The 23,690-nt window shown below is 70.7% G+C and carries 21 protein-coding genes and 2 pseudogenes; 4 read left to right on the top strand and 19 right to left on the bottom strand.

Features of this window, described 5'->3' with window-relative positions:
* From BLT82_RS04105 to BLT82_RS04090, 4 genes and pseudogenes are all read right to left on the bottom strand, one after another.
* Nucleotides 1-1,161: a mannosyltransferase family protein gene (locus BLT82_RS04105; protein ID WP_093652415.1), complete on the bottom strand. Its 1,161-nt coding sequence runs from the start codon at nt 1,159-1,161 to the stop codon at nt 1-3.
* Nucleotides 1,162-1,368: 207 nt separating this feature from the next.
* Nucleotides 1,369-2,129: pseudogene (locus BLT82_RS04100) on the bottom strand (prepilin peptidase); the annotation flags it as partial.
* Between the two features lie 797 nt (nt 2,130-2,926).
* Nucleotides 2,927-3,655: an Imm52 family immunity protein gene (locus BLT82_RS04095; RefSeq protein ID WP_093652414.1), complete on the bottom strand. Its 729-nt coding sequence runs from the start codon at nt 3,653-3,655 to the stop codon at nt 2,927-2,929.
* A 19-nt stretch (nt 3,656-3,674) separates the two neighbouring features.
* Nucleotides 3,675-5,930 (bottom strand): Tox-REase-5 domain-containing protein, encoded by a 2,256-nt coding sequence (locus BLT82_RS04090; RefSeq protein ID WP_093652676.1) that lies wholly within the window; start codon nt 5,928-5,930, stop codon nt 3,675-3,677.
* 231 nt (nt 5,931-6,161) lie between these two features.
* Here BLT82_RS04090 and BLT82_RS04085 point away from each other — a divergent pair, with 231 nt between their 5' ends.
* Nucleotides 6,162-7,109, top strand: coding sequence for a GlxA family transcriptional regulator (locus BLT82_RS04085; RefSeq protein WP_093652413.1), 948 nt, complete (start codon nt 6,162-6,164; stop codon nt 7,107-7,109).
* A 134-nt stretch (nt 7,110-7,243) separates the two neighbouring features.
* On the opposite strand, the pseudogene BLT82_RS04080 reads toward BLT82_RS04085, so the two are convergent.
* The 15 genes and pseudogenes from BLT82_RS04080 to BLT82_RS04010 form a co-directional block, all read right to left on the bottom strand.
* Nucleotides 7,244-7,704, bottom strand: a pseudogene (locus tag BLT82_RS04080) (PucR family transcriptional regulator); the annotation flags it as partial.
* 464 nt (nt 7,705-8,168) lie between these two features.
* A complete protein-coding gene (locus tag BLT82_RS04075; RefSeq protein WP_093652412.1) occupies nt 8,169-8,831 on the bottom strand; it encodes an OmpA family protein in 663 nt (220 codons plus the stop codon).
* On the bottom strand, nt 8,831-9,424 hold the full coding sequence (locus BLT82_RS04070; protein WP_093652411.1) for a hypothetical protein: 594 nt from the start codon (nt 9,422-9,424) through the stop codon (nt 8,831-8,833). The genes BLT82_RS04075 and BLT82_RS04070 overlap by 1 nt, the downstream gene beginning before the upstream one ends.
* A gap of 30 nt (nt 9,425-9,454) precedes the next feature.
* Nucleotides 9,455-10,042 (bottom strand): pilus assembly protein TadG-related protein, encoded by a 588-nt coding sequence (locus tag BLT82_RS04065; RefSeq protein ID WP_093652410.1) that lies wholly within the window; start codon nt 10,040-10,042, stop codon nt 9,455-9,457.
* Nucleotides 10,042-10,275: a hypothetical protein gene (locus BLT82_RS04060; RefSeq protein ID WP_093652409.1), complete on the bottom strand. Its 234-nt coding sequence runs from the start codon at nt 10,273-10,275 to the stop codon at nt 10,042-10,044. Before BLT82_RS04060 ends, BLT82_RS04065 begins: the two co-directional genes overlap by 1 nt.
* 233 nt (nt 10,276-10,508) lie before the next feature.
* Nucleotides 10,509-11,612: a response regulator transcription factor gene (locus tag BLT82_RS04055; RefSeq protein ID WP_093652408.1), complete on the bottom strand. Its 1,104-nt coding sequence runs from the start codon at nt 11,610-11,612 to the stop codon at nt 10,509-10,511.
* 111 nt (nt 11,613-11,723) lie between these two features.
* On the bottom strand, nt 11,724-13,025 hold the full coding sequence (locus BLT82_RS04050; RefSeq protein ID WP_167745966.1) for a sensor histidine kinase: 1,302 nt from the start codon (nt 13,023-13,025) through the stop codon (nt 11,724-11,726).
* 242 nt (nt 13,026-13,267) lie between these two features.
* Entirely contained in the window at nt 13,268-14,158 is an 891-nt protein-coding gene (locus BLT82_RS04045; RefSeq protein WP_093652407.1) for a DUF5936 domain-containing protein, read from the bottom strand.
* Between the two features lie 31 nt (nt 14,159-14,189).
* Complete coding sequence (locus BLT82_RS04040; protein WP_093652406.1) at nt 14,190-15,131, bottom strand: type II secretion system F family protein; 942 nt, start codon at nt 15,129-15,131, stop codon at nt 14,190-14,192.
* A 58-nt stretch (nt 15,132-15,189) separates the two neighbouring features.
* Nucleotides 15,190-16,530: a TadA family conjugal transfer-associated ATPase gene (locus BLT82_RS04035; protein ID WP_093652405.1), complete on the bottom strand. Its 1,341-nt coding sequence runs from the start codon at nt 16,528-16,530 to the stop codon at nt 15,190-15,192.
* Nucleotides 16,531-16,592: 62 nt separating this feature from the next.
* The gene (locus tag BLT82_RS04030) at nt 16,593-16,979 is read right to left on the bottom strand and encodes a TadE/TadG family type IV pilus assembly protein (protein WP_093652404.1); all 387 of its coding nucleotides are present in this window, start codon (nt 16,977-16,979) and stop codon (nt 16,593-16,595) included.
* 3 nt (nt 16,980-16,982) lie between these two features.
* A complete protein-coding gene (locus BLT82_RS37735) occupies nt 16,983-17,489 on the bottom strand; it encodes a TadE/TadG family type IV pilus assembly protein (protein ID WP_107490229.1) in 507 nt (168 codons plus the stop codon).
* Between the two features lie 33 nt (nt 17,490-17,522).
* Nucleotides 17,523-18,764, bottom strand: a complete 1,242-nt coding sequence (locus BLT82_RS04020; RefSeq protein WP_093652403.1) for a CpaE/TadZ family protein — start codon at nt 18,762-18,764, stop codon at nt 17,523-17,525.
* Between the two features lie 7 nt (nt 18,765-18,771).
* Complete coding sequence (cpaB, locus tag BLT82_RS04015) at nt 18,772-19,482, bottom strand: Flp pilus assembly protein CpaB (RefSeq protein ID WP_093652402.1); 711 nt, start codon at nt 19,480-19,482, stop codon at nt 18,772-18,774.
* Between the two features lie 112 nt (nt 19,483-19,594).
* Nucleotides 19,595-20,455 carry a hypothetical protein gene (locus tag BLT82_RS04010; protein WP_093652401.1) on the bottom strand — a complete coding sequence of 287 codons (861 nt, stop codon included), beginning with the start codon at nt 20,453-20,455 and terminating at the stop codon, nt 19,595-19,597.
* A 565-nt stretch (nt 20,456-21,020) separates the two neighbouring features.
* Between BLT82_RS04010 and BLT82_RS04005 the strand changes: the two genes are divergently transcribed.
* From BLT82_RS04005 to BLT82_RS03995, 3 genes are read left to right on the top strand one after another with little or no spacing between them, the layout of a single operon-like run.
* Nucleotides 21,021-22,481, top strand: coding sequence for a hypothetical protein (locus BLT82_RS04005; RefSeq protein WP_244291824.1), 1,461 nt, complete (start codon nt 21,021-21,023; stop codon nt 22,479-22,481).
* A gap of 25 nt (nt 22,482-22,506) precedes the next feature.
* Nucleotides 22,507-23,115: a hypothetical protein gene (locus BLT82_RS04000; protein ID WP_244291823.1), complete on the top strand. Its 609-nt coding sequence runs from the start codon at nt 22,507-22,509 to the stop codon at nt 23,113-23,115.
* Nucleotides 23,116-23,167: 52 nt separating this feature from the next.
* The gene (locus tag BLT82_RS03995; protein ID WP_093652399.1) at nt 23,168-23,614 is read left to right on the top strand and encodes a hypothetical protein; all 447 of its coding nucleotides are present in this window, start codon (nt 23,168-23,170) and stop codon (nt 23,612-23,614) included.
* Nucleotides 23,615-23,690: the final 76 nt, after the last annotated feature.

Below are 23,690 nucleotides of genomic sequence, written 5' to 3'. Positions count from 1 at the left end.
TCAGGGCGGTCCCGAACCGAGCAGGGTGAACGCCCCGTACGCTCCCGAGGCGACGGCGAGCAGCGCCACCACCGCGACCGTCGTCCGGCGGGCCGGCCGGGTGAGCGCGACCGCGGCGGGCAGCAGCAGCGTGAAGGCGGGCATGATCAGCCGCGGGCGGGAGCCGAAGTAGGCGGCTCCGATCAGGGAGACGACGACGATCCCGGCTCCGTACACCAGCAGCGGCAGCGGCTGACGCTGCTTCACACACAGCCACACCACCCAGAAGAGCAGCCCGATCGCGGCGATCAGCCCGACGCCGGCAAGCGGTTGGGGCCCGGTCAGATGCCCGCCGATGAAACGGGCCAGGGCGACCCCGCCGTCGATGTTGTTGCCCCAGGCGGCCTGGACCTCGAAGTACGCGGTGGGGCTGCCCTGGCGCACGGCGACGAAGACGACGTACGCCAGCCATCCGAGCGGCGCGACGACCACGCCCACGACCGTGCGCCACGTCAGGTCCCTCGTGAACAGCCGCACGAGCCCGGTGACCCCGAGGGCGGCGACGAGCGCGGCGGCCGAGGGCCGGGTGAGCCCCGCCAGCGCGCACAGCGTCCCGGCGGTGATCCAGCGGTCGGTGAGCACGGCGTACAGCGACCAGGCGGCCAGCGCGGTGAACAGCGTCTCGGTGTACGCCATCGACTGCACGAACGCGGTCGGGTACACACCCCACAGCACCGCCAGCAGCACCCCGGCCCGCCGCCCCGCCACATGCGCACCGACGGCGTAGATGCCCCAGGCGGCGGCGAACGCCGCGATCCAGCCGATCACCAGTCCCGCGGTCGCGGCCCCGACCGGCAGCACCTCGGAGACCGCGCGCTCCAGCGCGGGCAGCAACGGGAAGAAGGCCAGATCGGAATGGACGCTGCCGTCGGGCAGCGTCACGTCGTACCCGTAGCCGTTCTCGGCGATCCGGACATACCAGACGGAGTCCCAGCGCCCGTTCAGCCGCCGCAGGGCGTCCTTCCCCTGTACCGCCGCGGCCACGGCGAGGATCGCCATACCCAGCACACGCACGGCCGCGTACCCCAGAAGCGCGGGGGCGGGAGCACCCGCGATCCCCGGCAGGACGGCCCCGCCGCGCGGACGGGAGCCCTGCGGTTCGGATTCGGACCGGTCAGACATGCGCCCGATTATCGCCGCGGGGCAGGAGTGACCGCGCTCACGCCGACCGGGCGGCCTCCCGGCCCCGGGTGTCGGGGCGTGCGCCCGGCTCCGTGCCGACGGCGCCGGGTGCGATGCGCGGGGCGTTCCGGTCGCAACCGGCTCACGCTCGCCGCCACCCGGTCCGGGGCCCCTCGGCGTGCGTACACGCGACAGGGCAGAGCACGGCTACGTCGCAAGGGCCACCAGCAGCCCGATCAGCGCCCCGAGACCGTGAACGGTCCGAACGGGATCGCCGACTTGCGCCCGGCCTTGCGCAGCAGGACGAGCCCGAGCCCGTACGCCGCCCCAGGAGGAACCCCGTCAAGGCCCCCACGAACAGGGCTCCCCGGCCGTACCAGCCCAGCGCGACCCCGAGCGGGAGCGCTAGCTTCACATCCCCGAAGCCGATGCCGTTGGGGTTGATCAGAAAGAGCACGATGTACGCGGCGCCGAGCGCCAGTCCGCCGAGCAGGGCCGACGGCCACGACCCGGCGGACTCGGGAAGCAGCGCCGCGCCCCCGAGCAGCACGGAGGCCGCACCGGCGAGCGGCACGGTCAGGTGGTCCGGAAGCCGGTGGACGTTCCAGTCGATGAGCGCGAGCACTACGGCGACGGGAGCGAGCAGCACCCGCACGGCGGCCTCGGGCCGCGCCCCGGTGGCGGCCGCGAGCGCGGCACAGACGAGCGCGGTGACGACCGGCACGAGGAGCGAGGGCCGGTACGGCACGGGCTTGCGCTCCCGAACGGTGCCCTGCGGGTCCCGGAAGTCGTGAGTGTCCTGTGCGTCCTGCGGCGCGCCGGCTCCCTGCGCGTCCTGCGCGGTCCCGGCGGCGGCCCGCACGGGCGCGGCCGTCCGAGCAGCGGCCGTCGCCGGGACCGGAGCGGCGGCGCAACTCCCGCATCGCAATGCCCAGCCAGCCCCGCGCGGGCCCCGTGATCGGGTGCCCCGTTACCTTCTTCGTGGCCCTGAAACGGGGCTCCTGGCCTCCGGGCCCGGCATGGCTGTTGCCCCCTGTCGAAGCGCTGACCTGGGGGGTGGCGTCACCGGGTCCGGGGCACCGTCTGACCGCTGATGAGAGGCCCGACCGTCACCCGGCCGAGCGCAACGCCCGGCCTTTGAAGGGTGGCAGGTCTGCGTAACGTCGATGCGCGCGCTCGGTGCCGGTGGGGTCCTGGCCGGCGATGCGCACGTCGAGACCGTTCTTGGCGAAGGTCTGGGCCGGGATGCCCGGGGCCAGGCCCTTCTGGCAGCCGTCGAAGATCTTGTGCCGGCCCTTGCTGCTGCTCGATCTCGTAGCGAGTGACGCGCGGCGGTTGGCGCCGTCCTTCTGCCCATTCCGCGATCCGCTCCGTCTGGGCGACCGTCGTGTGCTTCGTCGTGGCGTTGCCGGTGTTCTTCACCTCCACGACGTGGATCTTGCCGTCCTTGCCCTTGTAGGCCTTCCACGTCGGGAAGGGGCCGAAGGCCGATGCGGACCCCAGCGCTTCTCCAACTCCTCGGCGAGCGAGGCGAGGTACGCTTCGGACTCCTCCTGCGCGGCGCCCCACTCGGATCCGGGTACGCCGAAATAGGACCGGCTCTGCCACAGCGGAACAAGCCGGAAGCCCGCGCCGTGGCCACCTGCCCAACCGGTGTCGTCGTCCGCCCCCCGATGCGTCGGCCCGTCCACCGGCACCGGTCCGGCAAGCAGGTCTTCGATGACGCTGACCGCCCCCGGCAGGCTGAACGCCACGCCCGTCGGCCTCACCACTTGGACCTGTCCAAGGGCTCAGGGAGTGGCTCCAGTGCGCCGGCTGCACGCAGTTGCCGGTTGGCGTCGAGGATCGTCTCGATGTCGGGCTCCTCAGCTCCGCCCCGAGTGAAATCGATGATCAGCCCGCCGTGTGCCGTGCGGGCATACGTACCGGAAAGTCCTTCCGGAGCCAGGGCCGCGCGTTTCGCAGACAAGTACACCGATCGGCCGCAGCGGGGAGCTGAATTATCGAGACCGAACTCCTCTCGCACCGCATCGTACTGGGCACGGCCGTAGGCTTGTCCCGTGTCGATGTCCCAGGCGTCGGCGAAAATTCGCAGCACGTCCGAGGAGCGACTCACAGCCAGCACGGATTCATCCAGCTTGCGCGATCGGAACGACAGTGCAACGGAATTCGTCACCCATTCCGAAGTACCACCTGCATGAATCGAAAATGTCACACGAGGCATCCCGGGATTGTTTGTCAGCAGGGATGTCGTGTAGCCAATACGGTCCACGTCGGACTCCGGGTTCTCCCTCTTCAGGTAATCGGAGAGCGCAGCCACCGACAGCGGCATACGCGGCGCAGTGGAAATATCGTCGACTGCCTCGAGCCAGCCGGTGAAAGCCGCATCATTCAAATCGCCCAAGGCCGACAGGCTTTCCACCCAGCGCTCAGCGATCTGAACAACGCTTTCCTGCCGCCTCCCCCACCCCCCGTTGACCACGACGTACAGCACCTTCGCTCTCCCTCTTCCCTCAACTTGTGCCAACAACGTCATCCGCCGTGTGCTCAACCTTAACCTTGATACGCCTCTCCTCAAACATCGCCCGTGCGGCCTCAGCCACCTCCGGATCGGAGAAGTGCCATACAACCGGCTTCCCTCGGGCCGCGTCGACCTGCCGCTGCGCCTGCTTGGCCCAGCGGTTGGCGATGTCGAGCTTCAGCTCCCCCGCTTCGGCGTCGTAGTACTTCGGATTGCGGTACCCGTACTTCGCCTCGAGAAAGGTCCCCTTCGCGGAGTCCCACCCGTCGAAGTTGACGGGCTTGCCGTCGAGTTTGTCGAGGGGGACCTGGTACTCCTTCCCACGGTTCACTCCGGAGATCTGCTCCTGGTAGCGCGCGCCCATCTCGGATTCGTAGCTGAAAAGCGCGGGCTTGATGCGCTCCCATTTCCCGTCGCCGCCGTCCTTGGTCCCGGCGCGGGGGTTCGTGAGGTTCTCGTACCAGGAAGGCTTCGGCTGCTGCTGCGCCCTCTCCAGGCCGGCCTTGCGCTTCGCCGCCTCGGCGGCCTTGCGCGCCTCCTCGGCCTGCTTGGCCGCCTCCTCGGCGGCCTGCTTCTTCTCCGGGTCGACCTCGTCGCACTTGCCGGCGAACAGCGCGACCGGCGCGGCGCCCATCGGGCCCGCGACCACACCCGTGCCGCTGCCGGGGACGCCCGGCCCGCCGCCGTAAGGGATGCGCACGCGCGCGCCCATCCCGATGGTGCAGCCGGTGAGTCCCGCGTCCCTGGCGGCGTCGTCGGCGTGCTGCTGGGCCTCCTTGGCGGCCTGCTCGGCGCCCTCGACGTCGCCGGCCTTGGCCGCCTTGCGGGCCTTCGCCGCCGCCTCGGAGGCCTTCTGCGCGAGCTCGCCGACCTTGCCCAGTTTCCCGAGTTTGCCCAGTTTGCCCAGCTTGCCGACGAGCTTCGCCTCGCCGTAGCCCGGGATGAAGAGGGAGCCGACGTTCCAGAAGACCGTTCCGATGGCCTGTCCCTCGTCGCCCCGGTTCCACATGTCGCGGACCTCGTCCCCGACGAAGACGTCGTCGAGGACGGTCACCCCGGTGTTGACCGAGGCCGAGCCCCAGTCCCAGAGGGCGCCCAGGTAGTCGCCCTTGGACCACTTGTCGCTCGCCCCGGCGCTGTCCTCCAGCCACTGGTCGCCGAGCTGGGAGCCGTAGTCCTTGATGCCTTCCCACGCCTTGCCGGGGTTGAAGATCGTCTCGAACGTGCCGGTGATGTCACCCCAGAGGCCGTCCACGACGACTCCCTCGAAGAAGCCACCGACCTGCTCGGCACCGCAGGACAGGAAGGCGCCGATGCCGGAGGTGCAGCTCTCGCCCTCGTCCTCGCCGTCTCCGCCGTCGTCGTCGAGCCCGTCGTCCGGCACCCCCGGCTGGCCGGTCTCGTCGGTCTCGTCGTCCTCGTCGTAGACGGCCTCGTCCGCGGTGCCCGTGCCGCCGGTGGCGTCACCCGTACCGCCGGTGGCTTCGGCCGTACCTCCGGAGCCGTCCGTACCTCCGGTGGCGTCCGTGCCCGCGGTGCTGCCGCCCGTACCGCCGGTGTCTGCGGTCGCGCCCGGGCCGCCGTCCGTGCCGCCGCTGTCGCCGCCGGTGCTGCTGCCGGTGCTGCTGCCGGTGCCGCCGTCGGTGCCGCCGCCCGCCTCGACGTCCGTCGGTGCGCCGCCGCCGCACGCCGTGCCGGTGATCTCACAGACCGCGGACCGGAGCCCTCCGGCGATCTGTCCGCCGACCCCGGTCGCTACCAGCCCGACGACGATGGCCGCGACGAGGACGATGAGACCGACGTACTCGGTGGCCGTCTGGCCGCCGTCCCTGCGCCACTTGATGAGCCGGGCGAGCCTTGGGGGCCGGCGCTCGACCCGGCTCGCACCGGGCAGAAGGAACCATTCGCGCGCCGACGGACGGAACAGCAGCACGATCACGGCGACGGGTACGAGCAGTTGGGTCAGACCACGGCCGCTGCCGTCGACGAGCGCACTCAAGGCGCCGAAGAGCAGCCATGCCTGCACCGCCAGCAGCGCGCGCCACACCCACACGCCGCCGGTCCACGCCCGCAGCGCGAGCAGCAACCCGGCCACGCCCGGCGCGGCGGCGTACAGCAGCAGTCCGAGGAGTTCCCCGTCGATCCCGTTTACGGCCGCAGCCGTCACGAGAAGACCGAACGCCCCCAGCACCGTGAGCCCGAACAGCACGTACAGCAGTACGAGCACGGCCTGCACGGCCCGCGGCATGGGCTGCCGGCCGTTCCCCGGGACGGGCGGCAAGGTGCCGGCCCCCATCCCTCCGGAAGCGCCCGCAGGCGCAACTCCCGCTGATCCCCCACCGGTTGCAGCCATACACCGGAGGCTAGGGGCGTTCGCGGGGGGCGGTCATGGGCCCGTGGACCCAAAGTCCGCAAGCATGTCCGACTGGGCCCGGGGCCCACCACGCGGCGACGGACCCGGTGCGTAGGCTCGGCTGACGTGCACGTAGTCGCGATCCTCGCCCTCGACGGCGTCTCCGCGTTCGACCTCGCCATCCCGTGCCAGGTGTTCGCCGTCGTGGAGCAGCCAGACGGAACGCCCGCCTACGAGGTGCGGGTCTGCAGCGACCGGACCGTCACCACGACGGCCGGCCTCCAGGAACCGTTCCGGATCTCGTCCAGCTACGGGCTGGACGACGCACGCGGGGCGGACACGGTGATCGTGGCCGGGGTGGCGCCCGAACTGGCCCCGTCCCCGCACGCGGTGGAGATCCTGCGGGACGTGGCGGCGGACGGCGCACGTGTGGCCTCCATCTGCTCGGGCGCGTTCGTGCTCGCCGCGGCCGGGCTCCTCGACGGGGGCAGGGCGACGACGCACTGGATGTTCGCGGACCGGCTGGCAGCGGAGTTCCCCCAGGTGGAGGTCGACCCCGGAGTCCTCTACGTCGACAACGGCCGGGTCCTCACCTCGGCCGGAATCGCTGCGGGCCTCGACCTCTGTCTGCACATGGTCCGGCGCGACCACGGCGCGGCGGCGGCCGCGCGCACCGCGAGGATGATCGTCATGGCCCCGCAACGCGCGGGTGGTCAGGCCCAGTTCATCGAGTACCCCGACCCCGTGCAGGACTCCGCCGATCTGGGGCCGACTCTGCTGTGGATGCAGGAGAACCTCGAACGGCCGCTCACCGTCGCGGACATCGCCGCCCGGGCGGCGATGAGCTCCCGCACGCTCATACGGCGCTTCCGTGCCCAGACCGGCACGACACCGCTGCAGTGGCTGCTCGGCCGGCGGCTGCAACGGGCGAGGGAGCTGCTGGAGACGACCGATTTGCCGATGAGCCGGGTGGCCGGTCAGGCCGGGCTCGGCTCACCGGAGACCCTTCGCCACCACTTCTCCAGGAACGTCGGTACCACGCCGACCGCCTACCGGGCGGCGTTCCGCGGCTGATCCACGGCGGGTTGGTGGCATGGATGGGTGGTGGCCCAGAGCCCCCGGCTCGGTCCGGAACCCCGGCTCGGGTCCGGAATCCCGTCGGCTCGGGCCCGGGACTCCCGGCTCGGGTCCGCGTCTCCGGTACGGCCTCAGACTTCCTCGTGCGGCCAGTCCAGGAGGCGCGCGCCGATGACCGCCGTCTGCAGGGTGTAGCGGTGCACGGCATCGCCCGGGTCGGCGCCGGTGAGCCTGTGGATGCGGTCCAGCCGGTACGTCAGCGCCCGCACGCTGAGATTGAGCCGGCGGGCCGCCTCCGCCGCCACACAACCCGTGTCGAAGTAGACCGTGAGCGTGTCGAGCAGCGGCCGGGCTCCGCCGCGGGCCTGTCTGAGCGGGCCGAGGACGCTCCGCACCAGGTCGGCCATCGCCTGACGGTCTCGGGTCAGCACCGGATACACCAGCAGGTCGGAGGCGTGCAGCACCGGATCGTCCAGGCCCATGCGATCCGCCAGGTCCAAGGCGTTCAGCGCCTCCTCGTAGGAGTGGACGACCCCTCCCGCCCCGGGTGGGCACGCCCGACGGCCACCCGGCCGCCGTCCGTCGCCCCGTACCGCAGTCCGATCCCCGCCTCCGCGGTACGTTCTCCCTGGCCGCGCAGGGAGGCCAGTTCGTCGCGGGTGAGTCTGCGGCCGGTGGCACAGGCACCCGCCAGCGCCTCGGCGTACCCCTCCAGATACGACGCGGTCTCCTGCACGGTCATGACCAGTTCCCCCCGTTCCCCAGACCGCCGATGCCGCTTCCCGGTGCCGGAGATCGAAGCCGGCTCTCGTCCGGCAAACGGCGGTCCGGCATCAAGGGTACGTAAAGACTGCCGGTGGTCGGCAATGCGCACGGAGCCACGGCGTTGGCAGGATCGACTGCGCGGGGGGAGGGCGAGAAGGGCCGAGAGGATTCCTGCCGGAAGCGGGAAACGGGGGAACCGGTACCTGGCGCAGGAAGTCCCGTGGGCGTTGTCGCGTACGACGTCGCCCACGGGACTTCGAGACGCGGGAAACCCCGTCTCCTGGCGCGGGTTCAGCTCTGCGAGCCGCCGCCTTCGCCGCGCGGGAAGGAGACCTCCACCCGGCGGTTCTTCTTGCGGCCCTCCTCGCTGCTGTTGTCCGCGATCGGGTACTGCTCGCCGTAGCCACGGATCTCGTAGCTGATTCCCGAACCCGTGAGCTGCTGGGAGAGAACCTTGTGCACGGCGTCCGCCCGCTGCTTGGACAACACGTCACCGTGCGCGGACGAGCCCAGGTTGTCGGTGAAGCCGAAGACGCGGACCTTCTTGGCACCCTGCTTGCGGATCTCCGCCGCGATCTCGGCGATCCGGGCATTGGCGGCACCGGACAGCTTGGCGCTGTCCTTGCCGAAGAGCACCTCCGCCTGGAGCGCGAACTTCAGGTTGGAGCTGGTCTCCTCACGGCGCTCCTCGCCGCCCTCGGATTCGACGACGGAGACGATGTCGAGCACCCGGGCGGGCGCGAGAGTGGCACCGTCGCGGAGCTTCAGCCCCTGCGAGTTCCCGTCGACCTCGGGCGGCGGCGAAGTCGACTCGGTACCCGGCGGCGTACCCGGGGCGGGCGTCTCATCCGCCCAGGCGCCTCCGGCGGCGGTGAACTGCATGCTGACGACGAGCACGGCCGCGACGAGGGCTGACGCCGCGGCCCTGCGGGAGCGGGGCGTGGTGACGGTCATCAGGAGATCTCAATCGTGGCGGTGGGCATGAGGGGGATCTGGAGATCGACCTGGGTGGTCGAGTCCGGCGGAGCGGGGAACTGGGCGAACACGGCCACTTCCGCACCGGCGTCCACGCCGGTGATGCCAGTCGTGGTCAGGGGGAATCCGTCCGTGTCGCGGAGCACGTAGTAGCGCTTCTTTCCTGCCTTGTCCACCAAGGTCGTACCGCCCAGGGACGGCCCAGTGCGCTTGACGTTGCTCTCCTGGCCATTCCACTGGATGGGAGCGAACAACTTCTTACTCATCGTGTTCTTGAGCGTGCCGGTCACGGTGAGGAATCCCCCCTCGTCCCGGCTCGCGCCATGGATGACGAACTGGAACCCGTTGCTGCCGTTGATGGTCGCCAGCGTCTTGCTGGTGTCCGGCACGGTGTTGCCGCCGTCGTCCTGAGGCTTGCTGTTCCCCGTGGCGGCAGGCGCGGAGCTGCTCCCCTTGTCCTTCGTCGACCCTCCCTCGTCCCCGCCGCAGGCGGTGAGCGAAAGGGAGAGCGCTGTCGCGAGGAGAGCAGCGGTCGCCACCCTGCGTGTGGTCACTCCGTGCCGGATACTCATGCGTGTCATTCCTTCTGCGTTCGTTCGCGGTCAGTTCTCGGTCAGCCGGATGTCGAAGAGGTCCGGCCCGTCCGGCGGAGGGCCCTCGCCCACCAGCCAGGGGACCGTCCCCTTGCACGTCAACGTCCCCAGCGGCTTGGGGACCGGCTTGTAGAGACATCGGGATTCCAGTTCGGCCGTGGCTTCGGCCGTGGCCTTCTTCGTCTCGGTCCCCGGCAGGACGGTGTCCCCGACCGGTTTCCTCGTTTGCACCTCGACGGTGAAGGCCCAACGTCCGTTGAAGGCGGGGCTGCAGCCACCCGGCCCCTTCACGACGGTGTCGTTCTGCTGGGCCATGGGATAGGCCGCCTCGCAGCCCCTGAAGCTCCCGAACTGACCCAGATTGAAGATCGCCGTCAGAAACGCAGGGTTGAGGTTCGCCAGCAGCTCCAGCTCGAACTGGTCCCGAGATTGCTTGGCCGCCGCGAGCGCGGCGGCGTCGGCGCCCGTCTGCGCGCCATTGCGTGTGGCGCCGGCCTGGCCGACCGCGAAGAACGCAAGCGCGAGAAAGAGCAGGCTCGCTACCACCACCACGTAGGCGGGGGCGACCTGCCCTCTCTCGCGGGAGCTGCGCAGCATCAGCCGCCCAGGATTTCGCCGACCTTGGTGGTGAGCCCCGTGGCAATGGTGTCCGCCACGCCCGAGCCCACCAGCGCCGCGATGATCAGCGCGACCAGCACGATCACACCCACGTACTCGACGGCACCCTGGCCCTTGTCGCCGCGGCGCTGGATCGCCTCGACGGTCGTCTTCGCCCAGCTGCCGACGTAGACGCGGGCGTTGGTCGCGGCCTTGAGAGTGATGTTCGACATGGTGTTCCCCTCCTGGTCCGGCCGGCCGCTTGCCGGCCGACTCGTACGAGTCATCGCTGCCGCCCGCGCTTCCGGCTTCCTCCTGGCCGGTCTCGCTGGCGACATGAGAAACGTACGGGGGGAGAACACCCCTCGGCATGGGCCTCAGGGCCCAACCGAGGGCCCATTCCACGGATTGGGCCCTCGGGGCGGCGGCTCCGGTGGGCGCGCCGGTCCCGCTGATTCGGGTCGTGTCAGCCATGGCTCGCCGGCCCCCTTCGGGCCAGGCCGTGCCAGATGGCGATGGCCTCGCCACGGCTTCCGGCATCGAGCTTGGCGAAGATGCGGTTGATGTGGTTCTTGACGGTCTTCTGGCTGATGAAGCAGGTGGCCGCGATCTGCTGATTCGTCATGCCCGACGCGATCAGGTCCATCACTTCCACCTCCCGTTGGCTCAGCTCGGTCAGCAGCCCCCCGGAGCCTGCCCCCGGGGCGGTCCCGGAGGGAGCCGGACCTGCAGAAGAATGTGCCACATTCGCTTGCGAAAGCGAAGAGGGTGCAGCGAATTGTTGCGGAGCAGGGTGACGGGCAACTGAGCCCACCTGCTGATTTGTTGATGATGTGTAGACAGATGACCGGTCCGTGTCGTGTGCGGTTGCAGACACGGAGGGCTGGTGTCCCGGACCTCCGAATGCCGTGCCCAGACCGTCCGGCAGGGGTGCGGGCGGCTGTTCCGGCGAGCCGTTGGTGCCGCGCACCGTTGCGAGCAGCGCGCTGGAGGCCGAGGAGGTGAACGACGCGCGGCCTTCCTTGATGTCGCGGACGGCGGCGACGAGCTGGTCCGCCGTGAACTCGCCGTGGACCAGATAGCCGCCGGCGCCGCGGCGCAGAGCCTCGTGGACGATCTCGCTCTCGCGGCTGTACGTCATCATCAGCACGGGGGCGAGACGCACCAGGTGCGGAAGGGCGGAGATGCCGTCGACACCGGGCATGCGCACGTCGAGCAGGACGACGTCCGGCCGGTGCTTGACGGCCGCGTCGTAGGCCTGGCGGCCGTCGGCGGCCTCGGCGACGACGTGGATGTCCTGCCGGCCCTGGAGCAGCACGGTCAGGCCCGCCCGTACGACCGGGTTGTCGTCGGCGACGACCACCCGGAGCGTGGGCGCGGGGGCCACGGGGGACGGCAGAGCGGGGTAGTCACCGGATGCCGCGTCCGCCGGTCCTTGGGGAGCGGGGAAGGCGGACGGTCCGGAGGAATGGTCGGACGTGAGCGGTGTGGCATGCGAGGACGTGTGCTGTGACACATGGGGTTGCTTCGTCCACTGCTGTCCCGAGGCACGGGAGATGTCGTCCGGCATGATTGCGGCCTCCTCTCGGAGTGGGTCGGGTGCTCGGGTGTTCTGGTCGGGGACGGTCGGTCGATCGGGGGATGTTCGGGTCGGGGACGGGGTCGACCAGGGAGTACCGGGTCAGTTCAGGAGCGGGGTCGCCCGCTGCTGTCTCGGAAGCGCGCCGAGCGGCGCCGGGGCGATGGCCATCAGCGGCAGTTCGAGCCGTACCTCCGTTCCCCGTGCATGGCGCCCGCGTCCGATACGGATGCGGGCACCGACGGAGGCGGCGCGTTCGACCATGCCGACGAGGCCGAAGTGCCCCGCGCGGCGCAGTTCGTCGAGTGTGGTGCCCGGCGGCAGGCCCTTGCCGTCGTCGTAGACGCTGATGCGCAGTACGTCGCCGACGACACCCGCCGAGACGTCGAGGTGTGAGGGACGCCCGTGGCGCTGGGCGTTCTCCATGGCCTCGGACGCGATGGTCAGCGCCTGTCGGGCGACCACCTGGGGCACGGCCGGCACCGGGGCCTGGCCGAGCCGGCGGAAGCGGGCCTGCACCTCGTGCCGCCGTGCGAAGTCCTCGGTACGGGCCGACAGTTCGGACAGGACGTCGACGCCGCCGTCCAGGCCGGACTGTCTGCGGAGGTCGGACAGCAGCTCGCGGGACTCGGCGGCGGCCCGGCGGGCCGAGCGGGCGACGAGTTCCGCCTGGTGCTTGACGGTGAGCGGGTCCATGCGGTCCGCGGAACCGGCCAGTCCGTCCGCGGCCAGCGCCAGCCCGTGGAGCGTCTTGGCCACCGAGTCGTGCATCTCCCGGGCGAGGCGGGCGCGCTCCCCCTCCACCGCCTCGTTGACGGCGAGCCGGGCACGGGCCTCGGTGAGGGCCTGGGTGGCGGTGCCGAAGCCGAGCATGAGGTTGCGCAGGGTGCTGCCGACCGCGCCCGCGATGACGCACAGCCCGGGGAGCAGCAGATCGCCGAGTCCGGCGTTCACGTCCGGATTGACGGCGAACGCGCCGCCGATGATGAGCGACTGGAGCACGGCGAAGACGGCGGCACCGCGCCAGCCGTAGACGAGCCCGGCGAGCAGCGGGGTGCAGAGCGTGACGTACGCGAGGATCGACTCGGGGGACGCGGTCGCCAGGAGCAGCGCGCCGAAGAACGAGTCCACCGCGAGGAGTGCGGGATGCCTGAGCAGGAACGGCCCGAAGCGCTCCCAGTCCCGCAGGGGGATGTACGACACCATGAAGGTGACGATCACGGCGGAGCCGACCAGCCAGGTGCCGAGGCCCGGCCGGGTGTTGTCCAGGGCGAACGGCGCGGCCAGCGCGATCGTCGCCAGCCGGAAGCCGAACACCTGCCGGCAGAGCGCCTGGAGGGCGTTGACCTGGATGGGCAGCGACGGCACGTTCCGGGCCGCGGCGGCAGCGGCCTGCGCCGGCATTCCCCCGCCGATGCCGCCCCGGATGTCGCCGGCGGCCGTGCCGCGCGGGCCGTCGCCGGTTCCGCCGCGGGGTCCTCCGGTGCTGCCGCCGCCTCGTAAGGCGGGGATCCTCATGCCCATGTGGGTCACCTCCTGTTCCGGTCGCTCGCGCTGTCGTGGTCGTCGTGGTCTGCCCGTACGTTTCCCGCGCTGTCGTGGCCGTGCTGCCGACGGGTCCAGGGGTGCCCCGTCGCGCGGGGCGGTCAGCCGCCGCTCAGGATGTCGGCGAAGTCGACGCCGGATCCGTAGTAGAAGCTCATGACGATGAGGATCATGGTCGCGGGGAGCATGACCATCGTGACCACGAGCGTCGTCTTGGGGACGGCCTTGGATGCGGAGCGCCTGGCGTTCTGCGCGTCCGTGCGCCGCATGTCCGTCGCGATCTGGATGAGCGTGTCGACGATGGGAGCGCCGAGTTCCTCCCCCTGCTGGAGGGCCGTGACGAACATCGACACCTGCTCGGATGAGTTCCGCTTCCGCAGCTGCTCGAACGCCTCACGGCGGCTGACGCCCATGTCCATCTGGCGGAGGGTGATGCGGAGTTCGTCGGCCCAGGGACCCTTGTACTTCTCGGCGACCCGCTCCAGGGCCTGCCGGAAGCCGAGTCCCGCGGAGACGACGACGGCGAGGACGTCGAGGAAGTCGGGCAGGGTGCGTTCGATGTCGTTGCGGCGGCGGCGGATGGCGGCGCGCAGGACGACGTCCGTCCAGACGAGCCCGTACACCAGCGCGATCAGGCCGATGACCGCCTGCCCGCGCAGGATCAGCGAGAAGGCGGCGGCCGCGCCGAGCATCCCGTAGACGGCGCGGCGGGCCGCGTAGCGGTCGACGGTCATACCGCCGGGGTTGCCCGCCATGTCGAGCCTGCGGCGCAGGGCGTCGACGCGCTTCGCTCCCATCATGGAGAGCACGGTCGGCGCGAAGCGCATGCCCATGCGGTCGATGCCGGAGCCGACCGCGGTGGTGCGGGTCGAGCCGACCTCGAGTGCGACCGCGAGGTCGCCGGGCAGTTTGGCGTCGGCCCGGTACATCCGGACGCCGTGGAAGGCCCCGTACACCGCGAGGCCGACGGCGGCTGCCAGAAGAAGTCCCATGGCGTGTCCCCCTGTTCCCTTCGTCCGTTCCTCAGACCCGGATCCGGGACATGCGGCGGATGAGGAAGAAGCCGACGGCGTACATGCCGAAGGCGATGACGACGGCGAACTGGCCGACGACCGAGGCGGTCATCTTGTCCAGGGCGCCCGGACGTATGGCGTTGATCATCAGAAGGAAGCTGAGGCCGAGCAGCGGAACGGCGAGCGCGGTCACCTTCACCTGGGAGAGCAGGGTCGTGACCTCGCGCCTGGTCTCCTTGCGTTCCTCCAGCGTCTCGGTCAGGTTCCGCAGCGAGCTGACGACCTGGCCGCCGGCCCGGTTGGACAGGACGAGGGTGGTGACGAGGACGACCAGCTCGCGGGACGGCAGGCGCTCCGCGAGCTCGCCCAGCGCGTCGTCCAGGGTGTGGCCGACGGCGAGCTGGTCGGCGACGCGCATCAGCTCTTCGCCCGCCGGATCGTCCAGTTCCTCGGCGGCCATGGCGAGCGCGGTGCGCATCGCGAGCCCGGCCTGGGTGGCGTTGGCGAGCACACGGGTGAACTCGGGGAGCTGGTTGATGAACGCCTCGGTCCGCTTGGCCCGTTGCCAGTTGAGGAAGGCGTTGGCGCCCCAGAGGCCGATGACGGCGGCCAGGACGCCGAAGAACGGTGCGAAGACGGCCCCGATGGTGAAGTAGACGGCGAGCAGGGCCCCGATCACGTACACGACGTACTCGCCCGGGGTGAGGTCCAGGCCGGTCGTGGCGATCTTGCGTTCGATCCGCTTGCCGAGACCGGTGCCGCGCAGCCTCCGGTCCACCCCGCGGAAGCGGCGCCGCCGGCCCGTGGGGAGGGCGATCTGGCCGGTCTGGGACATACGGTCGACGAGCGCCTGCCGCTGGGCCTTGCCCGAGGAGTAGATGTGCACACCGACGACGCCGAGGACGCAGGCGAGCAGGGTGACGCCGATCGTCAGGAGCGGGAGATTGGCCACGGGCTGAACCTTCTGTCGCGGTCGGGGACGGTGCCTGTGTCTGCCGGGCTCAGGGTGCTCATGCCACCGCCCCGCGCAGTGTGAGCTGGTCCTCCGAGTCGGCGACGCCGAAGGCCGGCGGGATCGGCTCGTTCTTCATGTAGAGCCGCTCGGCGACCCGGCGCGGCAGGGGAAGGTATTCGAAGGAGCCGTGGATCAGACCGTCGGCGGACATCGGCCGGGCGTTGAACCGGCAGACCGTGACGATGCGGTACTCCTCCCTGCCGTGGGAGTCCACGATCGCGATCTCGGTGATCCTGCGGGAGCCGTCGGCGTGCCGGGTGAGCTGGACGATCACGTCGACGGCGCTGTTGATCTGGTCCTTGATCGCCACGAAGGGGATCTCGACCTCGGACATGGAGCCGAGGGTCTGCAGGCGCATCAGCGCGTCCTCGGCGCTGTTGGCGTGGACGGTGGCGAGGGAGCCGTCGTGGCCTGTCGACATTGCCTGGAGCATGTCAAGCGTTTCGCCGCCGCGGACCTCACCGACGATGATGCGGTCGGGGCGCATGCGCAGCGAGTTGCGGACCAGGTCGCGGATGGTGATCCGCCCCTTGCCCTCGACGTTGGCGGGCCGGCTCTCCAGTGTGATCACATGGTTCTGCTGGAGCTGGAGCTCCGCCGAGTCCTCGATGGTGACGATCCGCTCCCCGTCGGGGATGAGGCCCGACAGCGCGTTGAGCAGCGTGGTCTTGCCCGTGCCGGTGGCCCCGGAGACGATCACGTTGAACTTCGCCCGGACGAGGCCCGAGAGCAGCATCGTCATCTGCTCGTCCAGGGAGCCGAGTTCGATCATCTCGCGCAGCGTGAACGCGCGGGGGAAGCGCCGGATCGTGAGGATCGGGCCGCTGAGCGACAGCGGCGGGATGATCACGTTGACGCGCTCGCCGCTGGGAAGCCGGGCGTCCACCATCGGATTGGCCTCGTCCACGCGGCGGTTGACGGTCGAGACGATGCGTTCGATGGTCTGCATGAGCTGCTCGTTCGAGCTGAACCGCATGGGCAGCAGTTCCAGCCGGCCACGGCGCTCGACGAACACCTGCTCGGGCCCGTTCACCATGATCTCGCTGATGGATGCGTCCTCCAGCAGTGGCTCCAGAATGCCGAGGCCCAGGGCCTCGTCCACGACCCGGCGGATGAGCTGCGAGCGCTCGACCGAGGAGAGCACCGGTCCCTCGCGGCTGATGATGTGGCCCAGCACCCGCTCCAGCCGCGCCCGCCGCTCGGCGGCCTGCAGCGTGGACATCTCGGCGAGGTCGATCTCCTCCAGGAGCTTGGCGCGGTAGATCCCGACGAGCTGGCTGTCCGAGCCCTGGCCGGGGCTCGGCTCGGGATTGTTGATGCGCGCCCGGAGGCTCATGTGCTCGACTCCTTCGAAGGGGTTGACCGGACCGGCGGGGCCCGGGTGCCGGTGCCGGCCGGTCAGCGATCGGTGACGGGCATGGTCGCGGAGCGGGTGGCCCGGCCGAAGTCGAAGACCGGGATGAGGGCGGGGATGTCGACGCGCGCGGTGGCGGTCACCTCGTCACCGGCCGGTTCGACGTCGATCTCCGTCCCCTCGGCCAGCCAGTCGCTCATCGCCGCCTTCCCGCCCTGCACTCCGCTCCCGTTGTCGATCGACACGGTCCGTGCCGCCGCCCGTGCCGCCGTCCCCGCCTGCTGCACCGCGTACACGGCGATGCCGAGCTGGATCGCGGCGAGTGCGATCAGCAGCAGGATGGGGATCCAGCCGAGGTACTCGATCGCGGTCTGGCCCCGGTCGCCGCGCCCGCGTGCACCGTGCCGCCGCCGGGAGATGCGCTTCCGCATGGTTCAGCCCTCCCACACGGCGGAGGCCCGCCCGGGTGCGGTGAACGAGAAGTCGATGAAGCCCGGGTAGAGGACCGGGACGACGACATCCACCTCCACGTCGTACAGGTCCCCACCGCCCGGCGGGCAGCTGATCTCGGCCTCCCAGGAGTCCGGCAGGTTCTTCCGCGCCGCCTGCTCGCAGACCTGCACGGCCGCGCCCCAGCCCGCCGCGGCGCCCGCCCGGGCGCCCTCGTCCGCGGAGTTCCCCGCGAGCGAGAACGAGTAGCCGACGAGCGCCGCCTGCCAGAGCAGGATCAGCGTCGCCAGGATGATCGGCACCATTCCGGTGAACTCCACCGCGGTCTGACCGCGGTCCTCCCCGAAGAAGGTCCTCCGGCTGCCGGCGCCTCCCCCGGCGGTGTGCCTCCGGCCGGTCACCCGCGTCCCGGCGGCCCGCACGCCGTCGCCGCGCCCGTCGGCACCGCGCCCGTCGGTAACCCTCCAGTCCGTACCTGCCACGCTGTGCATCGCTTCAACTCGCCCCCTCGGCTTCTCCGGTCCTCAGGACCTTCTGCGGATGCCCAGAGCACCCCGGTCGCTCCTCAACTTGCCCTGCTTCTGGGGTGCTTCATTCGTCTTCACGATCCCCAGCTCTCCCGCCAGCCCCCACAGCGCCTGCTTGACGGTGGACTTGGCCTCGAGGTCCTGCATTCGGCCGGCGTCCACGAGGGCCTGCAGTTCCTTGAAGTTGGCGGGGATCACGACCCGGGAGACCCGGGTGGAGGTGATCCGCTCGACGAGCGGAGGCTGTATCTCCGTGTTGCGCATGTAGCGGTTGACGACGGTCACCGTCTCCTCCGCCTTGCGGATCTGGAGTCGGTCCCAGAGCCTGACCATGCGCTTGGCCGCGCGTACGGCGACCACGTCCGGTGTGGTGACGAGCAGCGTCGTGTCGGCCATCTCGATCGCCGCCGCGTTGGCGCCGTTCATGTAGCTGCCGCAGTCGACGACCACGACCTCGTAGCGGTTCCGCAGCGCGCTGACGATCTGGCGCACCGAGCGGTCGGTGACCTCCTCGCCGCGCTCGCCCTCGCCGGGGGCGAGCAGCAGCCCTATCCCCGTCTCGTGGGCGTAGACCGCGTCCTGGAGCACGCGCGGCGAGATGTCCTGGATGCCGGCCAGGTCGACGATCGAGCGCCGGAACTGGACGTCCAGGTACGAGGCGACGTCGCCCGACTGCAGGTCGAGGTCGGCGAGGGCGACGGTCATACCGCTGGCCCGTGCGGCGAGGGCGAGCTGGACGGCGGTGAGCGTGGTGCCGACGCCTCCCTTGGCACCGCTGACCGTGACCACCGTCCCGCCCGGCCCGGTGAACACATCGCCGCCGGAGCCCAGATGGCGCCGTACGCCGACGGACCACGCGGCCGCGGCCTGCACCCGCTGGGCCAGCTCCTCGTAGGAGAGGGGCAGCCCGACCAATCCGCGCGCGCCGGAGTCCATCGCCGCCGAGTACAGGCCGGGGCTCGCGTCGGCGGTGACCAGAACGACCCCGACCGCGGGGAAGCGCAGGGCGACCTCCCGGATCAGTTCGAGTGCCGGCACCGGACCGATCCGCTCGTGGACCAGGACGACCTCCGGGAGCTCGTCCACGGACTCCGCGGCGAGCCTCGCCAGGGTGTCGATCAGCGATGTCGAGTCACCGACCGGCCCCGCCGGCTCCGCTTCCGGGAGCTGGCTGAGCAGCGTGGTGATGGATCGGGCGGCGTCGGCGTCACCGACGGCCGGGAGGATTCTGGTCGTCATCCGTCTCTCACTTGTCCCCTTCGAGGGTGTAGGTACCCTCCCCCGGGCGCAGTTGGGTCGAACCGCCGTCGGCGAGCAGCGCGAGCCGCACGTTCACCGCGAACGACTCGGCGTACGCGACACGCTGGGCGTCCTTGGTGGTCAGCGCGAAGGTGATCGGGACGGCCTCGCGCAGGGAGCCCCGCCTGTCGTCCTCCTTGGGCTCGAGCGCGGTGAGCCGGCCCACGTCGATCACCCGGGCGTTGGGGACGATGACGCGGGACTGCGCCTTCGCTCCGCCCTGGTCGTCGCCGGCGAAGGTGGCGTAGATGTTGACGGAGTCTCCCGCTCTGATCTTGCCCGCCACTCCCGTGGCGGCGTCGATCATGATGGCTATCTCCTGCTCGTCGCGGTCGAGGGCCGGGCGCTTGACGAACATGTCGTCCTGGAGCAGCGAGCCCTTCTTGAGCTGGGTGACGGCCACCTTTCCGTCGACGACCGAGACGTCGGTCACCGCGTTCTCGGAGAGCCAGCGCTTGGGCATGGTGATCTTCTCGAACTGGTTCGGCTGCAGTGCCTGGTAGGGAGCGACGCCGGACTTGACGCGGTAGGCGGCGACCTCCGGCCCGACCTTGGAATTCACGTCGCCGATCACCGAGAGCACGCCGGCGAACGCGCCGAAGGCGCACAGGACCGAGAGGAGCAGCAGGATGATGCCGCGGCGTTGGCGTGAATTCATGAGCGGGGCAACCTCGATGGAAGACGTGGGCTGATGAGCGGACTGGTACGTGCGGTGGGGCGCGCATACGGCCGGGCCGCCATCGGTCCGCGCCCACCGCATCGGCGGCGCATTACGACCCGTGGTGCATCGGTGTTCCTTCGCCTAGGACACCTGCGGAGGGCGTTCGGTTCTCGGCCGGGGCGAGTGGTGCCGAACAGAAGCCGCAGCGGTCACCGATGAGTTCGATGCCGCACCAGGTGCACGCCTCCCGTCGTACCGACGAAACCAGCTGATAGATCACGGAGATGTCGGGGAGAAAGGCGGCGAATTCGATCATCCGTGGAGTGCCCCACCACCGCGGGGAATCGGCGGGCAGCGCGGTCTCCTGGATTCCCTGGACCTGCCATGCGGGCGCGAGGGTCGCATTCACCCATTCCGACTGCAGCTGCCCTTTCGCCACGAGGAGCTGGGTGGCGAACTCGGGGCCGGTCAGCTCGCCGTGGCCGATCCTGACCAGCTGGGGGCCGGGGTTCGCGACGACGCCGAACTGCGAGCCGGGGACCCAGGACTTGGCGTGGGACTTGAGGCTGACGGGGACGCGGTCGAGCTTGGTGACCGAGTTGAGCAGGGCGCCCGCGTGGATGTAGTGGGAGAGCAGCCGGGCGGCCGAGGCGACCACTCCGGCGCTGAAGTCGCAGACGGACAGCTGGCGCAGCTGCCGGACCAGCACGGACACCCCGAGCGGCGGGAGATCGAGCTTCAGCAGGGCGATCCGGTCGCTCTCCAGGACGGAGCGGACCGTGTGCAGTCTGCGCTCGTGGGCGGCGGGGATGGAGGCGGGGTAGAGGGCGATCACATAGCCGTTCTGCTCCACCAGGACCTGCATGTCGGCGAGCGCCGCGTCCAGCGGCTGGGTGTCCGGCGCGTGCAGCAGCGCCGCGGTGGGCGTATGGCTGTCCGTCGGCGGCAGCACCAGGTCGGCGCTGGTCACAGCAATCGCGGTCGGCACGCTGATTCCCCGTTCGGCTCCGGCCGACGCAGCGACGGCGACCGCAGTTCCCCTGCTCTTCGTGCTTCTCCTGCATCAGCACTTTATCCACGTCCGACAGGTTCAGAGAACAGCTTTCGGTACCCGGCAGTGCAACCCTCACGCAATGCTCACCGGTCAAAGCGGACGAAGCCGCCAGAGGTTAACTCCTGTATCAGAGAGGCGATTTCACGAATCGTTCCTCCGCTTTTCGCGCGGCCCGGACTTCGCGTCGCACGTCGCCCACCCGCGCAAGTCCCGTCCTCGGTACTCCGATGGGCGACGCGGGGGCCCAACCCGCCGTCTGGGCCCGGAATGGGGCCCCAGGGCCCACGCCCCGGGCGCCCGGCATCCGTACCGTCCGGTTCCGGTCGTGAGAGCGGCGGTCCGACTGCGCGAGCGCCGACGGGCCAGTGGGTCAGAGGGCCAGAGGGGGACGGACATGGGACGGGAAGGGCACATACCTCCGCCGCGCAGACGCGGCCGGCGCCCGCGCGACCGGGGGGCCGCAGCCTCGGAGTACGTGGGCGTGATCGTCGTGTCCGCCGCCGTCGTCGGCGCCCTCGTCGGCACCGGCATCGACGGGACCATCGCCGACAGGCTGCGCTGTCTGGTCACCTTCGGCGGCTCCTGCGCCGCACCGGGCGGGGACGAGGCGGCTCCCGGCACCGACGCCGACTACGAGCCCGCGCTGTGCCAGATCTCCTCGGTCAGCGACAAGGCCGGCGCCAAGGGCAAGCTGCTGTTCATCGAGTGGGGCGAGGAGTACGGCTTCCAGCAGCAGACGTTCCGCTCGAAGACCGACGTCAACAAGGACGGCACGGTCGACGAGAACGACCAGCAGGTGCTGATGACGTTCACGGACGCCGCCTCGATCGCCGCCAAGAAGGACTGGAAACCGGGCGCCAAGGTCGGGCGGTTCGGCTCGGACAAGGTCGAGCTGGGGGCCGGGATCAAGGTCACCAACGGGGACACCTGGGTGTTCGACAGCGAGGCGGACGCGAAGGCGTTCCGCGACGACCTCGAGAGCCTGAAGACGTACGAGCTGGCCAACCGGCACTCCAACGCCCGGGGCGGCGGTCTGGGCAACAGCATCCTCTATCTCTTCGGCAAGGGCCCCATGGCCGAGGAGGAGAGGCTGCGCGACCGCATCGAGGAGCAGCTGGGCGACCGGCACATCAGCCACGGCAAGGTCGGCATCGAGGCGAGCGCCGCGGGCGGCCTGAAGCTGTCGCCCGGCGACGAGCGGAAGCTGAGCGCCGCACTGGGCGGGAACTTCAGGTTCTCCCCCGAGGCGACCTGGACCGACAACGACTTCAAGGGCACCAAGTCCTACACCTACAGCGCGTCGGTCGAGTACGGCACGAAGGTCGGGTACGAGGCCGGGCCCCTCGGCGGTGAGGCCTCCGCGTCCACCACGCAGACGGGGACCATCACCGTCACCCACGACAAGGAGACGGGTGAACTGCTGCGGATCGACATGACGCGCACGGTCGAGAGGGGCGCCACGAAGGACGGGGTGAAGGTCGGCGGCGACAACGGCGGGGACGGCGACGACAAGCGCGGCGGAAGCGGTTCGGTCAAGGGCACCGACCAGGAGACGGGCATCGAGGTGGTCACCAACTCGATCGTCGTTCCGCCCGGCGCCGAGGGGGCGATGCAGCGCGCGATCGCCCGGCAGTGGCTGGACGGGAACGGTCAGTACGCGGCGCCGTTCGGTTACATGTTTGACGGCCACGCTCCGACGGAGCGGCCGGGCGCCGACGACCCGTTCGGCCGGCTGCTGTTCGACGAGGGCTTGTCGAGCCGCACGACGTACACGGGTCTGACCGATGCGGCGGAGTACGGCTTCGAGCTGAACCTGGGACTGAGCCTGGGCTTCTCGGTCTCGACCGAGGGGAAGGAGGAGATCCTCGATGACGCGGAGTTCCTGGGGGCACCGCAGGGAGGCAGTCGGAGCTATGTCCCGTACAGCTACTGTGCGAACTGATCCCGGCGACAGGAGCACCGAGGCCATGGGCACGCAGGGGGGCACGAGCGGGCGGGTCCAGGGCGCGCCGGGCGCGGCCGGGCGCGGCCGCCGCTTCGTCCGGCGGACCGGCGGTCGGCTGGCCGCGGCCGTCGCCCTGCTCGCCCTCGCCGGATGCGGGTCGGACCAGGGGGCGGCGGTCACGCCGGAGGGCTGGGGGACGCTGGAGACGCCGTCCGTCACGGTCGCGCACCCGCCCGTGTTCAAGGAGCAGGGCGAGGCCGAGCGCAGCAGGTTCAACGCGGCCGCGGCGACCCTGACCGAGGGCGGCCGGGCCGTCGGGACGATCACCGTGCAGCTCGGTTTCACCGAGGCGGACTCCGCGGAGGAGGCGGCCATCGGCGCCGAGGCCGGGATCGCGCTCGGCTCCACGCTCAAGGGGCAGAGGAAGATCACCGTCGCCGGCCCCGAGGGCCGGCAGGAGGCGCGGCGGATCGACTTCGAGTTCACGAGGGGGCCCGACCGGGTCCGGGGGGTGATCGTCACGGGTCTGGACACGGCCAGGAAGGCGTACGCCGTGCGTGTCGACGCGGTGAAGGGACGGCTCGCCGACGACGATCTCAAGAAGATCGTCGAGTCGGTCGCGGTCGGGTAGGGCCGGTGTCCGGCGCACTGCGCGGTGGGCTGCTGACGGGAGGCGGAGGACGATGACGAGGTACGGCTATCCAGGGGCGTCCACCCGGGGCGACGAGGGACGCGGAGCGGCGCTGTTCGCGCTGGCGCGGGCCTGGGCGGCCGGTGTCGTCGTCCTGCTCTTCACGGAGTACGTGCAGGCGACGGTGGTGTACGAGCACGTGGCGACCCCGTCGCGGATGGAGACGTTCGGCGGGCGGCTGTTGCTGATCCATCTGCCGAACGCGTTGTGCGTCGCGCTCGCCGTCTGGGCGGCGGCACGGATCCACCGCGTCCCGTACCGGGACTCGGTGCCGTGGCATCTGACGGCGGCTCTCGCGGTGCCGATCGCGGCCCAGCTGCTGAACATGGGGCTCCAGTGGGAGCGGCTGTCCGCCGAGGGGCTGCTGATGTCGAACGCCGTGCTGGTGCTGGGGTGTGTCGCCGGATACGCGGCGGACCGGTTGCAGGAGGACGCCTGAGGAGCGCGTGGCGGCAGGAGGGCGAGAGCCCGGTCCCGTGGGGACCGGGCCCTTTTGTATACGGGCTTCCGCCAGA

Origin of the sequence: Streptomyces wuyuanensis (genome assembly GCF_900103455.1) — a bacterium.
GTDB lineage: Bacteria > Actinomycetota > Actinomycetes > Streptomycetales > Streptomycetaceae > Streptomyces > Streptomyces wuyuanensis.
The sequence above is the reverse complement of the archived record's forward strand: the minus strand, read 5'-3'. Positions and strand labels throughout refer to the sequence as shown.

Bases quoted from the DNA above. Each gene is read 5' to 3' on its own strand.
- BLT82_RS04105 (WP_093652415.1), bottom strand. From the start codon at position 1,161: ATGTCTGACCGGTCCGAATCCGAACCGCAGGGCTCCCGTCCGCGCGGC.
- BLT82_RS04090 (WP_093652676.1), bottom strand. From the start codon at position 5,930: ATGCCGCGGGCCGTGCAGGCCGTGCTCGTACTGCTGTACGTGCTGTTC.
- BLT82_RS04075 (WP_093652412.1), bottom strand. From the start codon at position 8,831: ATGACCGTCACCACGCCCCGCTCCCGCAGGGCCGCGGCGTCAGCCCTC.
- BLT82_RS04070 (WP_093652411.1), bottom strand. From the start codon at position 9,424: ATGAGTATCCGGCACGGAGTGACCACACGCAGGGTGGCGACCGCTGCT.
- BLT82_RS04065 (WP_093652410.1), bottom strand. From the start codon at position 10,042: ATGCTGCGCAGCTCCCGCGAGAGAGGGCAGGTCGCCCCCGCCTACGTG.
- BLT82_RS04060 (WP_093652409.1), bottom strand. From the start codon at position 10,275: ATGTCGAACATCACTCTCAAGGCCGCGACCAACGCCCGCGTCTACGTC.
- BLT82_RS04055 (WP_093652408.1), bottom strand. From the start codon at position 11,612: ATGCCGGACGACATCTCCCGTGCCTCGGGACAGCAGTGGACGAAGCAA.
- BLT82_RS04050 (WP_167745966.1), bottom strand. From the start codon at position 13,025: ATGCCGGCGCAGGCCGCTGCCGCCGCGGCCCGGAACGTGCCGTCGCTG.
- BLT82_RS04045 (WP_093652407.1), bottom strand. From the start codon at position 14,158: ATGGGACTTCTTCTGGCAGCCGCCGTCGGCCTCGCGGTGTACGGGGCC.
- BLT82_RS04035 (WP_093652405.1), bottom strand. From the start codon at position 16,530: ATGAGCCTCCGGGCGCGCATCAACAATCCCGAGCCGAGCCCCGGCCAG.
- BLT82_RS04030 (WP_093652404.1), bottom strand. From the start codon at position 16,979: ATGCGGAAGCGCATCTCCCGGCGGCGGCACGGTGCACGCGGGCGCGGC.
- BLT82_RS37735 (WP_107490229.1), bottom strand. From the start codon at position 17,489: ATGCACAGCGTGGCAGGTACGGACTGGAGGGTTACCGACGGGCGCGGT.
- BLT82_RS04020 (WP_093652403.1), bottom strand. From the start codon at position 18,764: ATGACGACCAGAATCCTCCCGGCCGTCGGTGACGCCGACGCCGCCCGA.
- cpaB (WP_093652402.1), bottom strand. From the start codon at position 19,482: ATGAATTCACGCCAACGCCGCGGCATCATCCTGCTGCTCCTCTCGGTC.
- BLT82_RS04000 (WP_244291823.1), top strand. From the start codon at position 22,507: ATGGGCACGCAGGGGGGCACGAGCGGGCGGGTCCAGGGCGCGCCGGGC.
- BLT82_RS03995 (WP_093652399.1), top strand. From the start codon at position 23,168: ATGACGAGGTACGGCTATCCAGGGGCGTCCACCCGGGGCGACGAGGGA.